The organism is Kocuria sp. CPCC 204721 (assembly GCF_040980945.1).
Lineage (GTDB): Bacteria > Actinomycetota > Actinomycetes > Actinomycetales > Micrococcaceae > Kocuria > Kocuria marina.
In genome coordinates this window covers 71,531-85,566 of sequence record NZ_JAVKPO010000006.1, presented here as the reverse complement: position 1 = coordinate 85,566, position 14,036 = coordinate 71,531, and the positions used below count along the sequence as shown (strand labels likewise).

The window sequence follows — 14,036 nt, the reverse complement described above, 5'->3', positions numbered from 1 at the left end:
ACCCCGAGCATAATCGTATGCTCACGCATCATCGGTCGAACCCTGTTCGAAAACGTGCCAGTCCTCCCCCGCGCGTGTCAAGACCCCCAAGTTGCGGAGTTCCCGCAGCCACCCCTCCATGGGGTCGAACCCCCACGTACGGCGGAAGAGGTTGGCGTTGCGGGCGATCGCTGCGGCGTGCTGGACGGGCGGTGACTGGGTCGGGTGGTACTGGTGGTACGCGGCGGCTCCGCCGAGCCACCACAGGCTCCCCCCGCTCGCGGCCAGGCGCTGACCGAAATCCGTGTCCTCGCCCCCGTAGCCCACGTAGCGCTCGTCGAATCCGGCCGCCGCGTGCCACGTCCGTACCGTGGTCGCCATCGTCAGCGACCACAGCATCCGGGGGTCGCCCTCGACCAGTTCCCCGGGCTCCGGCAGCACGCGGGCGGCATGATCCCGTCCCGCGCGGGCGACGCCCTCGGGCGTGTAATCGGCCTCGGTCATTCCCTCCGAGAGGTACTGCACGCGCCCGCTCACCACGGCGCGCTGGTCTGCGAGCCGCTCGAGGGCGCGCGTGTAATCGGCCATCAGGTCACGGTGGGGAAGGCAGTCCACGTCCAGTAGCACCACGGTGTCCGCGCCCAGCTGCTCCGCGCGTGCCACGCCGGCATTGCGCGCGGCGGCCAATGGCAGTTCGACGGCCGGCGGCAGTTCCACGAGGTCGGTGGGCAGTTCCGGCCGTTGCTCGAGCACTCCGCGGATCCCGGGATCGCCCATGCTCACGACCACATGGGTGACCGGGGGTTCGTTCTGCGCGGCCACCCAGTCCCGTTGCCGCCGCAGGTGGGTGTGCCGTCCGCTCACGATCGTGATCAGGGCAGCGGCCGTCACGACGTGACCCCGTGCAGCAGGTCCTCGAGCGCGCGCGCCGCACGGTATGCGCCGTCGCCATGGCGCCACGCGTCCCAGCGGGAGCCGCCGAGTTGCCGGGCACGTGCGAGCAACCGGGGCCATGCGGCGGCGTCGGGCCAGTGCTGCAGGCCCACGCAGATTCCCCCGCGCTCGAGCGCGGCGGCCGTGGCGGCTTGCTCGTCGTGCGGTCGCGGCTGGGCGACGACGACGGCGCGCGAGTGCGCCGCGGACAGCTCCGCCACGGCGTTGTTGCCCCCGTGGGAGATGACGACGTCCGCCTCGTGCAGTTCGCGCCACAGGTCCGGGGAGGGGTTCTCCGGCGAGCGCACGGTCCACGACCACCCGGGGGTCGCCGCGCGAGCCGCCTCGATCTCGGTGTCCCCCACGTCGGTCCCGCCGCGGCCCCAGACCACCAGGACGCGTTGGCCGCCGACGTCGCTCGCGCCGCTCCCGCTCGCACCTCGCGTCGCGGTGCGCTCACCGGGAGCTGGTTCGCCGGAAGAGTACGCGCCGGGAACGTGCTCGGCGGAGGATCCCGGCACCCGCACGGGGACGTCGAAGCGGGAGATGGCCCCCGTGAACGTGGTCTTACGGGTCCATTCCTCGGGCCAATAGGTCTCCGCAGTCTCCCGGGACCACGGCGCGATCAGAGCGGTCGCGGCGTCGTACGCCACACGGTGGGTGCGGTCGGTGCGATCCCCCCGCATGGCCATGACCACGGTGGGCACACCCATCAGACGCGCGAGCAGGGTGACCTCCGCGGAGGTGTCCGTGACCATGAGTTCCACATCCGAGCGCAAGCGCTGCGCCATGAGACCCATGCGTTCCCGGTACCCGGGATGCTCGAGAGGCGCCCAGTGCAGCACGTCGTTGGCGGTGGGGTCCACGGGGTCCTGGGCGACATCCGGGGGCAGCTGGACCCACTCGCCGGGCCACGCCTCCGGGCGCTCCAGGGAACTGAACCCCGTCACGGGCACCGTGAGTTCCCGGGCGATCTGGGTGGCCCGGTTGCGGTGGCCCAGACCCTGGTGGTGGATGTAGTACCCAATCACGCGCTCACCAGCTCCCGGTAGAGCGCGGCGTAGGCGTCCACGGTGACGTTGAGGGAACAGTGCTCGAGCGCGTAGTGGCGCACCCTGGTGCGGTCCAGGGCCACCACGCGGGGCAGCTCCGCGACCGCGGACGCCACCGTCTCCACCTCGCTCGCCCCGGGCTGGGACGTGTGCCCACCGGGATCGCGCACGATCTCGCTCAGGCCGCCGCGGGCCACCGCGAGCACGGGCGTGCCGCACGCCATGGCCTCCGCGGCCACGAGGCCGTAGGGCTCCTCCCAGGCGGGCGTCACGAGGCTCGCGGCGCTATTGCCCACCAGGGTGCGCAGCTGCTGCGTGTCCAGGTGACCCACGTAGGTGATGTCCTCGTTGAGCAACGGCTTCAGCCGCGCCTCGAAATAGTGCCGATCCGCGATGGGCCCGGCGATCCGCAGTTTCCACCCGGCCTTGCTCGCGATCAGCGCCGCGATGTGCGGGGCCTTCTCCGGGACCACGCGCCCGGACCACACGAGGGCATCCCCGCCGGGTCCCGGTCGCCACTCGTGCGGGTCCACGCCGTTGCGGATCACGCGGGCGGGCGTGACCTTGCTCCACATCTGGGCCACCGAATCGCTCACGGCCACCGTGGGTGCCGTGGGCGTGAGACGCAGCGCGGGTTCGAGCCACGGGGTGGCCGGGGTGTGAAGGGTGGTCAACAGAGGTTGCGGGATGGCCGGGGACATCACGATGGGCAGGAAGTGCAGCGAATTGTTGTGCACCACGTCGATGTCCGGGCGGCGTGCGAAGTCCCGCATGACCTGCAGGTACGAGAAGGTCTCCCGCACCTGCGCCTCCGGTGGCATGGCGACGTCGTTGCGCGCCTCGTCGCTGAGCACGAGCGGTTCCACGTCCAGTTCCTCGACCCCGAGCTCGGGGTCGGAACCCGGCGCGGCGAAGACCACCACCTCCATCCCGCGGCACTTGAGCCCGCGGGCCAGGTGCCATGTGAAGGACTCGAGCCCCCCGGAGAACGGCGGGGCGATCGGGAACCGGTCGTGCGCGAGCAGTGCCACCTTCATGCGGCGTCCCCTTTCCCGGCCTCCCGGACCACGACGGCGCGGCGGTAGACCTCGGCGTGGGCTGCGGCGATGCGACGTCGTTGTTGGGTGCGTTCCAGGGCGCTCGCCTGCCAGGGCGCGTTCCCGCGCAGACCCGCGAGCGCTTCCCAGATCTGATCGGCGTCCGGCTGACCGTCCCGGCCCCAGTCGAAGCGCAGCACACCCGGATGCTGCTCGTGGTAGAACCCCACGGACGGCGCCAGGACATGGGTGCCCAGGTCGTAGCACAGTTCGAGCCACCCGGAATGGGTGCCGAAGCGGTACGCGAGCACCGAGAGATCGAGCCCGCGCAGGTACTCCCACAACTGCTCGTCGGTGTAGAACTCGTGGACGTTGACCTGAACGTTGAGTGTTCGACGCGCGGTCTCCAGTAGGTGACTCACCACGGGGTCGTGGTGCGGGGTGCCCCGGGTGACCACGTCTGTGTGGACGTCGAGCTGCAACCGGATCTCCCCGCGGGACGCGCATTCGAGCAGCACGCGCGCCACCGGCAGGGGGTTCATGTTCGCCCGCATGCTCTTGAGGTTGAGTCCCACCACGGGTACGGATCCCACGGGCGCGTGATCGCGCCACCGGTCTAGCGGGAGCAGGTGCGGGTGCGGGATGACCGTGGCCCGGCGGCCCCAGCGCCGCTCGATCACGCGTGCCGCGCCGTCGGTCAGGGTAATCAGTTCGTCGGCGGCCGGGATCAGCACGTCCAGGGCGGCGTCCTGGGCGGCGGGGTCCGTCTGGTGGGGGTTGCGCAGATCGTGCACCGTGTAGACGAACGGTTTGCCCAGCTCGTGCAGGGTGTCCACGATCCGTCGCAGCTCCGCGGGTGAGGTCTGGTCGAACCCGAAGTGCAGGTGGTAGATGTCGAACTCGTGTGCGTGCCGCCGGATCCAGGCCTCGCTCAGCATCACGAGGGGCCACCACGGAGCTCCGGGGACCGGGTGTGCGGGCGCGGGGTCCGGCAACCTGTGGACGGGCTGCACGGCGCCGGGGTCACTGAGGTGCTCGACGTACACGTGACCGTGGGGTAGGGACGCGACCCTCACTCGATGTGACCTCCTGCGCAGAACTGACGTGAACGGATGGGACGCCCGCGGGCTGTGCGGACCGGGAACGGCGCGGGATCCGGCGCCTGAGCCGGTTGTGTGCACGGCCCCCGGCGACGATACACACATTACTGATGGTCAGGGACACGATATATTGTCCTCCGTCCGCCCGCCCTCCGCGCGGCCGCGCGGCGTGGGTCCAGGGACCACGCCCACATATGACGTCCACCCGTGAATCCCGAGGTGCTCTCCGCATGACCGTCCGTCCCATTGTGATCTCCGGTAACCCCGTGCTGCATCGCCCCGCGGCCCGGGTGACCACCTTCGACGACGCCCTGCGCGAGCTCGTGGCGGACATGCATGAGACCATGGACGCGTCCCACGGCGTGGGTCTGGCGGCGCCGCAGATCGGGGTGGGGCTGCGGATCTTCACCTACATCTTCGAGAACGAGGACGGTGTGCCCCCGCGCGGCACGCTCGTGAACCCCGTCCTGAGCACCGGGCGGATCTCCGAGACCGCCCCGGACCCGGACGACGAGGCCGAGGGATGCCTCTCGGTGCCCGGCCAGTCCTGGCCCCTCAAGCGGGCGGACTGGGTGCGGATCGCCGGGCAGGACGAGAACGGGGACCTCGTAGCGTTCGAGGCCAGCGGCTGGTTCGCCCGGGTCATGCAGCACGAGTACGACCACCTGGACGGGAAGCTGTACGTGGACCGGCTCAACCGCAAGTGGTCCAAGAAGGCCCGCAAGGCCATCTCCGCGGAACAGTGGGGCACGGATTCGACGTGGCTGCCCGGTGTGGACGAGGACCCGTTCGGGCACTGACCCGCTGAGGGGATCCCGCATCACGGACGCGCCGTAGCGGCAGGCCCCGTCTCAGCGCCCTCGTCAGGCGAGCCGGTTGCTGCCCGTGGCTCAGCGCGGCTTGGTTACTGCGGATCCACCACGATCGTGAGCGTGCCCGCCTTGCGGATCGTGGGTTCGGTCAGTTCCACCGTGAACCTCTCGGCCAGCGCCGCGCTCACCTGCTCCACGGTGTCCAGCGGACGCCCCGCTCCCCCAATCTCGCACAGCGCACGGGCCACGAGTCCCCGCGTGTGTTTGGCGTGATGTGACACCACGGACCGGCTCCCGTCCGGCTTGAGCTGCTCGACCCGTACCGTAACGGTCCGCGCGGCGGGAGGTTTCCACGCCGCGGCGTAGGCCGCCGAGCGACAGTCCACGATCACGCCGTCGGCGGCGAGCGCGTTCAGCACCGGGGTCAATCGCGGTTTCCACCACGCACCGAGCTTGCCGGTGTCCGGCAGCGCGGTCCCCATACTCAGGCGGTAGGCGGGAATGCGATCGGTGGGTCGCACCGCGCCCCACAGTGCGGAGATCACGAGCAGCGACGCATCGGCGACCTCGCGGGCCTCGGGGGCGAGGGAGCTGACATCCAGCGCGTCGTAGAGCACCCCCGCATAGACGTCGGGGGCGGGCGCGGCAGGTGCGGTCGCGAGTTCACGGTTGCGGGCGACGTCGTCCGCGAGCGACGGCCCCACACCCAGGATCTCTAGGGCGTCCGGGCGTTCGCTGACCTCGGCGAGGTGCTCTGCCAACACTGCGCGATCACGTGAGAGCTCGGGGAAGCTGAGTTCGGCGGGCATGACGGGATTCCCGGTCGCGGGCGCGGTCTTGGACTCGGAGGGAGGCAGCAAAATCAGCACCCCACGAGTGTAGAGGGACAGGTGGGCCTGTGAGCCGGGTTCTGTGCCGCGGGCGGTTACCCGCACCGCGGTGACGACCATCCATCTAGACCGTGCGTTGCCGCACGGCTCGAGCAGCCTACCCGGACGCTCGGGCGAGCAGCCCTCGAACGCGCCCTGCATGGCCTTGCTCCGGACGGGGTTTACCGAGCCGCGCCGGTCACCCGGCGCGCTGGTGGTCTCTTACACCACCTTTTCACCCTGACCCGCTCGCGGCGGGCGGTCTGTTTTCTGTGGCACTGTCCTGCGGGTTACCCCGAGTGGGTGTTACCCACCGTCCTGCTCTGCGGAGCCCGGACTTTCCTCGAGACGCCGTCGTTCACGACGACGCCGCGCGGTCGCCCGGCCCACCTGTCCGCCGTCGATCCTACCGCGCCGCCGGGCCACCCGACGCTCAGCGCCTGGCACCTCTGGCGCGGGGCACCCGAGTCAATGCGAGCGGCCGATGAGGAGCGGGCCGCGCAGTTCAGGACCGGACGCGCGCGAACCCGGGCTCAGACCAGGAGCAGCGCGGAACACTCGGGGCACTGGGGCACGGTCTGCGCCGGAGTATTCGTCAGCGCCGCGGCGTCGGCGGGGCTCAACCGGGTGCCGCACGCCCCGCACGTTCCGTTCTCGAAGCGTGCGACGGCGATCCGGCCTCCCCCGCGGGCGGTGCGCAGGCCGTCGTAGCGGTTCAGCAGGGCGGGATCAGTGAACTCCGATACACGCGTGGAGCGCTCCGCGGTCAGCCGCGCGTGCTCCTTTTTGAGCCGGGAAAGCTCCGCATCCCGCTCGGCCACCGCCGCGCGGGCCTCGGCGTCCGCGGCGCGCAACAGGGGCAGCTTCCGGTCCCGGTCCGCGGTGACCTCCTCGGCGTGGTCCATGGCCTGCAACTGCGCGTCCTCGGCCCGTCCGCGCTGCGCGGTGAGGGTGTCGATCTCGTGCTGGATGCCCATGAGGTCCTTGGCGGAGCCGCCGTGGTTGAGCCGCTCGGTGTCCTTGTCGATCCGGTCCTGGATCCGGGTGACCTCCCGCTCCGCCTCGGCCACCGCCCGCTCGGCCTCCTGCTGGGCGGTCTCGAGGGCGCGGGCCGCCGCGATCGCCTGCGTCCGCCGGGCCATGAGGGAAGCCACCCGCTCGGAGGTCTGCAACTCCTTGGCCCGGGCCATCACGGTGAGCAACCGGGAGTCCACGGACTGGAGTTCCAACAGGGCGGGAAGGGCCGAGCGGGGCGAGGTCATGGCGTTCTCCTGGGGTGCGGCTGGTTGAGTGCGGTGGTAGGCCCGCGTGTGCTTCAGGTCCCGGGCGTGTCGATCCGGAAGTCCCACGGATCGGTGCGCAGCGAGCTGACGGAGGTCTCCACGGCGAATCCCCGCCGCTCGAGTTCGTGCCGCAGGTCCTCGGCGGCCCACGGCAACCACAGGGCCTCGCTCGCGGAGTGGGCGGCGTCGATCAGCGCAGGGGTGCCCGATCCCCCGGGGCCCAGGGCGGCTTCCCGCGCTTCGGAGGCCGGGTGGTGGCGCAGGTCCGCGGTCACGAACACATCCGCCCCGTGGGCCCGGACCTCGTCGAAGAGGGAGTCCCCAGAGCCCCCGCACACCGCCACGGTGCTCACGGGTCGCTCGGGATCGCCGGCCACGCGCAGGCCCTGCGCCGTGGGCGGGATCCGCTGCGCGAGTCGGTCCGCGAGTTCGCGCAGCGTCACCGGCGTGGTCAGGGTCCCCACCCGACCCAGCCCCGCGCGGGGGTCCGTGTCGTGCGGGACGAGCGGAGCGGCGTCGTCGGGAGAGACACCGCACGCCGCGATCAGCGCGTCCGACACGCCCCGGCGCGCGGAGTCCGCGTTCGTGTGGCAACACAGCAGGGCGCAGCGGTTCTCGATGAGGTCGTGGATCGCGCGGCCCTTGAACATGTGCGCGGCCACCGACGTGACCCCGCGCAGCAACAGCGGGTGGTGGGTCAGCAACAGGTCCGCGCCCCTGGAGACGGCCTCGTCCACGACGGCGGCCACGGGATCCACCGCGAAGAGGATCCGCCGGATCGGCTGCTCCGCCCGCCCCGTGACGAGCCCGGACGCGTCCCAGTCCTCCTGCAACGGGAAGGGCCACAGAGTGTCCGCGGCGGCGAGCACGTCCTCGAGCGTGGGCGGGGCGTCGGACGGGCGTTCGGTGCTCATGGCCTCATCCTAGGAGTTCGCGCTGGGCGAGCGGCGGGAATCTTCTGGCGCGTCACGCGTTGTACTGGGCATGACTTCATCGACACCGCAGACGTTCGTGCTGGCCGGTGGCTGCTTCTGGTGCCTGGACGCCGTCTACCGCAGGGTGCGGGGCGTGCAGGGGGTGCGCAGTGTGTACACGGGAGGGCACACGGACCACCCCGACTACGAGTCCGTGTGCTCGGGCACCACGGGCCACGCCGAGGCCGTGGAGGTCACGTTCGATCCCTCCGTGGTTCCCGCCGACGTGATTCTGGACCTGTTCTTCACGGGCCACGACCCCACCACGCTCAACCGCCAGGGCTACGACGTGGGCACGCAGTACCGCTCCGCCATGTTCCCCGCCGACGACGAGCAACGGCACCTCTTCGAGGCCGCGATCTCCCGGGCGCAGACACTGTTCGACGATCCCGTGGTGACCACCATCGAGCCGCTCGGGCCCGTGTACGAGGCAGAGGACTTCCACCAGGACTTCTACGGGAACCAACCATTCAACGGCTACTGCCAGGTGATCATCAACCCCAAGCTCGCGAAGGTGCGCCAACATTACGCCGTGTGGCTGAACGACTGAGCCGCCACCCGGGCCACAGATACGCTGGGAAAGATTCTGTGCGGGGACCGGCACGTGTGCCATGCCCCGCGGACCGACTGAACAGGAGACATGTCATGGGCAAGATCTACAACGACGTCACCGAGGTCGTGGGAGGCACTCCCCTCGTCCGCCTGAACCACCTGGACAAGGACCTCCCCGGCAACGTGGCCGTGAAGCTCGAGTTCTACAACCCCGCTAACTCCGTGAAGGACCGGATCGGCAAGGCCATCGTGGATGCCGCCGAGGCCTCCGGCCAGCTCAAGCCCGGTGGGACGATCGTGGAGGGCACCTCCGGTAACACGGGCATCGCCCTGGCCATGGTGGGTGCTGCCCGCGGGTACAAAGTCATCCTGACCATGCCCGAGACCATGTCCACCGAACGCCGGGTCATGCTGCGCGCCTACGGTGCGGAGATCGTGCTGACCCCGGGTGCCGACGGCATGCGCGGCGCCGTGGACAAGGCCCAGGAGATCGTGGACTCCTCGGACAACGCGATCCTCGCGAGCCAGTTCGCCAACCCCGCCAACCCCCAGGTGCACTACGAGACCACGGGTCCCGAGATCTGGAACGACTCCGACGGCGCCGTGGACGTCTTCGTGGCCGGTATCGGCACGGGCGGGACCATCTCCGGCGCGGGCAAGTACCTGCGCGAGCAGAAGCCGGACATCCGGCTCGTGGCCGTGGAGCCCTCCGACTCCCCGCTGCTGACCGAGGGTAAGGCCGGCCCCCACAAGATCCAGGGTCTCGGCGCGAACTTCGTCCCGGACGTGCTCGACCGTGAGATCTACGACGACGTCTACGACGTCACCGTGGAGAACTCCGTGAAGTACGCCCGCGAGCTCGGCACCCAGGAAGGCATCCTGGGCGGCATCTCCTCGGGCGCCATCGTGTGGGCCGCCCTGCAAGAGGCCGCCAAGGAGGAGAACCGGGACAAGCTCATCGTCGCCGTGGTGTGCGATTTCGGTGAGCGCTACATCTCCACGATCCTGTACGAAGACATCCGGGGCTGATCCACTCGACCCGACCGTGCGGGTGTCCGGGATGCGCACCGCAAGTGAGGCGCACCCTGGGCACCCGTTCTTCACGGCGGGCGGCCCACCCCGGCACACCACGGAAGAGGAAACACACGTGAGCTTCTGGCGCAGACTCAACGAGGACCTCGACACGGCTCGGACGCACGACCCCGCGGCGCGGTCTAACCTGGAGATCGCTCTGAACTACTCGGGGCTGCACGCCATTTGGGCCCACAGGTTGTCCCACCGGTTGTGGCGCAACCCGGACCGCCGGTTGCTGGCGCGCACCGTGTCCCAGCTCGCCCGCTGGGCCACGGGCGTGGAGATCCACCCGGGCGCCACGATCGGTCGGCGCTTCTTCATCGACCATGGCATGGGTGTGGTGATCGGTGAGACCGCGGAGATCGGTGACGACGTGATGATCTACCACGGCGTGACCCTCGGTGGTCGCTCCTTGGAACCCGTCAAGCGTCACCCCACGATCCAGGACCGCGTGACCATCGGTGCCGGTGCCAAGATCCTGGGTCCCCTGACCGTGGGCCATGATTCCTCCGTGGGCGCCAATGCCGTGGTGGTCAAGGACGTCCCCGAGGACTCGATCGTGACCGGCATCCCCGGCAAGGTGCGCCGGCGCACCCCGGAGAAGCAGGAACCGCTCGTGGACCCCGCAACCTACATCGATCCCGCGATGTGGATCTGAAGCTGACTACCTGACGGGTTCGACGAGAACGGGCCGGGTCTCCACGTGGGGGCCCGGCCCGTTCTCGCTACCACCCCCTGTCTCGGGAGCGGTCGACGGTTCACGTGCTCAGGACACGACCTCGGAGCGGTCCCCGCTCCACAGCACGTGGAAGCTGGAGTCCGGGTCGTCGATGCGCTTGTACGTGTGGGCACCGAAGTAGTCCCGCAGGCCCTGGGTCAGGGCGGCGTTCAGCCGCGGGCGGCGCAGAGCGTCGTAGTACGCGAGCGCGGAGGAGAACACCGGGGCGGGGATGCCGCGTTCGACGGCGCGTGCCACCACGCGGCGCCACGACGGCAGTGCGTCCTCGATGGACGTGATGAATTCGGGCGCGAACAGCAGGTTCAACGGGGCCTTGTCCCCCTGGTAGGCGGCCATGATCACGTTGAGCAGTTCGGCGCGGATGATGCAGCCGTTGCGCCATAGGCTCGCGATGGTCGCGAGGTCCAGCTGCCAACCGTACTCCCGCCCGGCCATGGTGAGCATGTCCAGGCCCTGCGCGTAGGACACGAGCTTGGACGCGTACAGCGCCTTGCGCACGTCCTCCACGAACCCGGGGTCCTTCACGACGTCCTCGGTGGTGTCCCCGATGCCGGCGGGCAGCACCTCTTGGGCCTCCTTGCGCATCACGGGCTCGGAAGACGACAGGGCGCGGGCGAACACCGACTCGGCGATCGCGGTGACCGGGGAGCCCAGTTCCAGGGCTTCCTGCACGGTCCAGCGGCCGGTGCCCTTCTGACCCGCGGCGTCCGCGACGACATCGATGAAGGGCTTGCCCGTCCGGGAGTCCACCTGACGCAGCACCTGCGCGGTGATCTCGATGAGGTAGGAGGACAGCTCGGTGGTGTTCCATTCCTCGAACACGTCCGCCTGCTCGGCGGGCTCCAGTCCGGCCACGGAACGCAGCAGCTCGTGCGCCTCACCGATGACCTGCATGTCCGCGTACTCGATGCCGTTGTGCACCATTTTCACGAAGTGACCCGCGCCGTCAGTGCCGATCCACGCGCAGCACGGAGTGCCGTCGTCCGCCTTGGCGGAGATGTCTTCGAGCATGGGGCCCAGGCTCTTGTAGGACTCCTCGGAACCACCCGGCATGATGGACGGGCCGTTGAGGGCGCCCTCCTCACCGCCGGAGACACCCACGCCCACGAAGTGCAGGCCCTTCTCTGCGCACTCGCGCTCACGACGCCGCGTGTCCTGGAAGTAGGAGTTGCCACCGTCGATGATGATGTCGCCCTCGTCCAGCAGCGGGGTCAGCTGCTCGATCACGGAATCCACGGGCGCGCCCGCCTTGACCATGATCAGCACGCGGCGCGGCTTCTCGAGGGAATCGACGAGCTCCTCCATGGTCTCGGTGGGGATGAAGTTCCCCTCGGAACCGTGCTCCTCCATGAGGGCCGTGGTCTTGCCCTCGGAACGGTTGTGCAGGGCCACGGTGTACCCGTGGTGCGCGAAGTTACGGGCCAGGTTGGCGCCCATCACGGCCAGGCCGGTGACGCCGATGTGAGCTTTCTTTTCTGCTGCCATGGTCCCTAGCCTACGCATCTGCCCTGTGGGGTTGCAGCGATTGCCGCCTGTTCCCCCGGACACGCTCGGACATGCAGAAATCCCCGGGACTTGAGTCCCGGGGATTTCTCGAAGTGGTGGAGACCGACGGAATCGAACCGCCGTATCTGTCACGCCCGAAAGCGATCTAGCGCACCAGCGTCCCCTCAAGCAAGACACGTCACCGAGTGCGTTTGCATTATCAGCTTAACGCATCGTGACCGCGCGGTGTCAAACGCGACGCCGAACGGGGAACCTCTCGTGGTCAACATCACACGCGGACTCGTGCATCGTGTTGGGCCCCGCCGTGACCTGCGGGTAGGCTGATCCGCAATCGGGTGCTGGCAGCTGGTCCAGTCGTGCCCACCCGATCCCGGGCCTTTAGCTCAGCTGGTAGAGCGCCACGTTTACACCGTGGATGTCATCGGTTCGATCCCGGTAGGGCCCACCACACGTACGACGAACGGACGTCAAGCCCGTCGCGCCGGGGTCGCGGCATGGCCCCGGCCTATCTCCTAGGTCGAGCGATGCAGGTCTACTGAGACGGTGGGGACTCTCCGAGCACATCGTGGACGGCGTCGTCGACACGAGTATCAACGGCACGTTCCTGAGCCCCGTGGCCGCAGTGATCGCTGGCAGCATCGAACTCGCACAGGTGCGCAAGGCGCATCTCAGGGCGATCTTCGCAGGACCCGGAGGGAACCTTCCGGTCCCTCACGCCACGGGCGGGCGCCACATCCCGATCGCGGGGACCGTCCCGCGGGACGGCACCGGTCCCCGGGAGATGAACCCGAAACGCGAGTAGAAGGGCACGAGGTCCAGCGAGGAGGCCTCCAGGTACACCCCAGTGTGCTCGCGGTCGATGTGGGCGAGCCGTTCGTTGAGCAGCATGCTCCCCACTCCCGTCCGCTGCAGATCGGGCAGGGTCCCCACGGCCTTGAGGTACCAGTGCGGGGTGGCTGGATGCTGGCGGTGGGCCAGGAACTCGGTCGCAAGGGCATCCGGGAGGCGATCACGGAACACCCGCGCGTAGGCCAGCAGACCCGGAAGCATCCGAGGGATCGAGACCTTGCTTCCGGGGGCCTCCCACAGGGCCACGCCCAACGGACGCTCCTCACCCCGCCGCTCGGCGAGATACGCGTGGCCGCCCGCCTGCAGGGTCTCCCGCACGATGCGCTCCCACAGGACGGTCAGGGACCCGATCACGTCACCGGGCGGGAGCAGACCCACCACGTGGGGGTCCACCGAGAACGCCCGGGCCAGGGTCGCGGCGGCGCGCTGTGTGTCCGCGGCGGCCGCGGGGAGGATGTCGATCTGCTGCGCGGCGTCGTGGTCGGCGCCCTGAGTCGTCTGCACAACCAGAGAGTAACAGCACGCCCCTAAGAGCGGGCCGGGTGCCGAACCCGTCCATGACGTGCTCGTTCACCCGGCAGGCAAAGGACGTGCGACGCTCAGAGAAGTCGCGGCTGCGTGGGCGTCTCCGCCGGTTTCTTGGCCCGACGACGCCGCGTCGGAGCGGCCTTTTTCGGTGCCGTGTCGTCCTCGGGGGCCTCCGCGGCAGTGTCCTCCGACGCCGCGTCCGTGCCCTGCGCGGGGCGCCGGCCCGAGCGACGTCGTACGCCACCGTTGGTTCCCGGACCCGCAGCGGGAGGAACGAGGGTCTGCTGACCCGCGAGCTCCGCCTGCTGATCGCGCAGCACGTTGATCGCGCGCTCAAAGTCCTCGAGGTCGTCGAACGCCTGGTACACGGACGCGAACCGCAGGTAGGCCACGACGTCCAGGCGGCGCAGGGGCGGGAGGATGGACAGGCCCACGTCGTGCGCCTCGACCTCCGCACTGCCCGAGGCCCGGATGGATTCCTCGACCTCCTGGGCGAGCATCGCGAGGTCGTCCTCGCTGACGGGGCGACCCTGACATGCCTTGCGCACGCCGTTGACGATCTTCTGGCGGTCGAACGGTTCGGTCACCCCCGAGCGCTTGATCACCGAGATGGTCGTGGTCTCGAGCGTGGAGAAGCGTCGGCCGCACTCGGTGCACCGGCGGCGTCGGCGGATGGATGTGCCGTCGTCCGAGGTGCGCGAATCCACCACCTTGGAGTCGTTGTGCCGGCAGAACGGGCAGTGCACGGC

General features: G+C 69.6%; 13 protein-coding genes, 2 tRNA genes, 1 other RNA gene and 1 pseudogene. 5 read left to right on the top strand and 12 right to left on the bottom strand.

Annotated elements, in window-relative coordinates:
- Positions 1–21: 21 nt before the first annotated feature.
- Genes RF637_RS07735 through RF637_RS07720 form a run of 4 tightly spaced genes read right to left on the bottom strand, consistent with a single transcriptional unit; the run spans position 22 to position 4,206 of the window.
- Positions 22–870: a glycosyltransferase family 2 protein gene (locus RF637_RS07735; protein WP_368844523.1), complete on the bottom strand. Its 849-nt coding sequence runs from the start codon at positions 868–870 to the stop codon at positions 22–24.
- On the bottom strand, positions 867–1,943 hold the full coding sequence (locus RF637_RS07730) for a glycosyltransferase (RefSeq protein ID WP_368844522.1): 1,077 nt from the start codon (positions 1,941–1,943) through the stop codon (positions 867–869). Before RF637_RS07730 ends, RF637_RS07735 begins: the two co-directional genes overlap by 4 nt.
- Positions 1,940–3,001, bottom strand: coding sequence for a glycosyltransferase (locus RF637_RS07725; RefSeq protein ID WP_193519412.1), 1,062 nt, complete (start codon positions 2,999–3,001; stop codon positions 1,940–1,942). The genes RF637_RS07730 and RF637_RS07725 overlap by 4 nt, the downstream gene beginning before the upstream one ends.
- A complete protein-coding gene (locus RF637_RS07720; RefSeq protein ID WP_368844521.1) occupies positions 2,998–4,206 on the bottom strand; it encodes a glycosyltransferase family 4 protein in 1,209 nt (402 codons plus the stop codon). The genes RF637_RS07725 and RF637_RS07720 overlap by 4 nt, the downstream gene beginning before the upstream one ends.
- A gap of 125 nt (positions 4,207–4,331) precedes the next feature.
- On the opposite strand from RF637_RS07720, the gene def reads away from it, so the two are divergent.
- On the top strand, positions 4,332–4,901 hold the full coding sequence (gene def, locus RF637_RS07715; protein WP_312796903.1) for a peptide deformylase: 570 nt from the start codon (positions 4,332–4,334) through the stop codon (positions 4,899–4,901).
- Positions 4,902–5,005: 104 nt separating this feature from the next.
- On the opposite strand, the gene RF637_RS07710 is transcribed toward def, so the two are convergent.
- The 4 genes from RF637_RS07710 to RF637_RS07695 all read right to left on the bottom strand — a co-directional run bounded on the left by RF637_RS07710 (position 5,006) and on the right by RF637_RS07695 (position 7,979).
- A complete protein-coding gene (locus RF637_RS07710; protein WP_368844520.1) occupies positions 5,006–5,782 on the bottom strand; it encodes a YaaA family protein in 777 nt (258 codons plus the stop codon).
- Positions 5,783–5,796: 14 nt separating this feature from the next.
- An RNA gene (rnpB, locus tag RF637_RS07705) (RNase P RNA component class A) lies at positions 5,797–6,175 on the bottom strand.
- Between the two features lie 140 nt (positions 6,176–6,315).
- Positions 6,316–7,044: a zinc ribbon domain-containing protein gene (locus RF637_RS07700; RefSeq protein ID WP_368844519.1), complete on the bottom strand. Its 729-nt coding sequence runs from the start codon at positions 7,042–7,044 to the stop codon at positions 6,316–6,318.
- Between the two features lie 53 nt (positions 7,045–7,097).
- A complete protein-coding gene (locus RF637_RS07695; RefSeq protein ID WP_368844518.1) occupies positions 7,098–7,979 on the bottom strand; it encodes a Nif3-like dinuclear metal center hexameric protein in 882 nt (293 codons plus the stop codon).
- 70 nt (positions 7,980–8,049) lie between these two features.
- Here RF637_RS07695 and msrA point away from each other — a divergent pair, with 70 nt between their 5' ends.
- From msrA to epsC, 3 genes are all read left to right on the top strand, one after another.
- The gene (gene msrA / locus RF637_RS07690) at positions 8,050–8,589 is read left to right on the top strand and encodes a peptide-methionine (S)-S-oxide reductase MsrA (RefSeq protein ID WP_085105929.1); all 540 of its coding nucleotides are present in this window, start codon (positions 8,050–8,052) and stop codon (positions 8,587–8,589) included.
- A gap of 95 nt (positions 8,590–8,684) precedes the next feature.
- Positions 8,685–9,620 (top strand): cysteine synthase A, encoded by a 936-nt coding sequence (gene cysK / locus RF637_RS07685; protein WP_035961305.1) that lies wholly within the window; start codon positions 8,685–8,687, stop codon positions 9,618–9,620.
- Positions 9,621–9,738: 118 nt separating this feature from the next.
- Positions 9,739–10,323, top strand: a complete 585-nt coding sequence (gene epsC / locus RF637_RS07680) for a serine O-acetyltransferase EpsC (RefSeq protein WP_035961303.1) — start codon at positions 9,739–9,741, stop codon at positions 10,321–10,323.
- 108 nt (positions 10,324–10,431) lie between these two features.
- Here the strand turns inward: epsC and gndA are convergent, their stop codons facing one another.
- Entirely contained in the window at positions 10,432–11,889 is a 1,458-nt protein-coding gene (gene gndA, locus RF637_RS07675) for an NADP-dependent phosphogluconate dehydrogenase (RefSeq protein WP_368844517.1), read from the bottom strand.
- A gap of 114 nt (positions 11,890–12,003) precedes the next feature.
- Positions 12,004–12,074: transfer RNA gene (locus RF637_RS07670), tRNA-OTHER, on the bottom strand.
- A 208-nt stretch (positions 12,075–12,282) separates the two neighbouring features.
- Between RF637_RS07670 and RF637_RS07665 the strand changes: the two genes are divergently transcribed.
- Positions 12,283–12,358: transfer RNA gene (locus tag RF637_RS07665), tRNA-Val, on the top strand.
- 263 nt (positions 12,359–12,621) lie between these two features.
- Here the strand turns inward: RF637_RS07665 and RF637_RS07660 are convergent.
- On the bottom strand, positions 12,622–13,263 hold the full coding sequence (locus tag RF637_RS07660) for an N-acetyltransferase (protein ID WP_144932374.1): 642 nt from the start codon (positions 13,261–13,263) through the stop codon (positions 12,622–12,624).
- A gap of 329 nt (positions 13,264–13,592) precedes the next feature.
- Positions 13,593–14,033 (bottom strand): annotated as a pseudogene (gene nrdR / locus RF637_RS07655) (transcriptional regulator NrdR); the annotation flags it as partial.
- Positions 14,034–14,036 lie beyond the last annotated feature (3 nt).

Bases quoted from the DNA above. Each gene is read 5' to 3' on its own strand.
- RF637_RS07725 (WP_193519412.1), bottom strand. From the start codon at position 3,001: ATGAAGGTGGCACTGCTCGCGCACGACCGGTTCCCGATCGCCCCGCCG.
- msrA (WP_085105929.1), top strand. From the start codon at position 8,050: ATGACTTCATCGACACCGCAGACGTTCGTGCTGGCCGGTGGCTGCTTC.
- def (WP_312796903.1), top strand. From the start codon at position 4,332: ATGACCGTCCGTCCCATTGTGATCTCCGGTAACCCCGTGCTGCATCGC.
- RF637_RS07720 (WP_368844521.1), bottom strand. From the start codon at position 4,206: ATGTGTGTATCGTCGCCGGGGGCCGTGCACACAACCGGCTCAGGCGCC.
- RF637_RS07700 (WP_368844519.1), bottom strand. From the start codon at position 7,044: ATGACCTCGCCCCGCTCGGCCCTTCCCGCCCTGTTGGAACTCCAGTCC.
- gndA (WP_368844517.1), bottom strand. From the start codon at position 11,889: ATGGCAGCAGAAAAGAAAGCTCACATCGGCGTCACCGGCCTGGCCGTG.
- cysK (WP_035961305.1), top strand. From the start codon at position 8,685: ATGGGCAAGATCTACAACGACGTCACCGAGGTCGTGGGAGGCACTCCC.
- RF637_RS07695 (WP_368844518.1), bottom strand. From the start codon at position 7,979: ATGAGCACCGAACGCCCGTCCGACGCCCCGCCCACGCTCGAGGACGTG.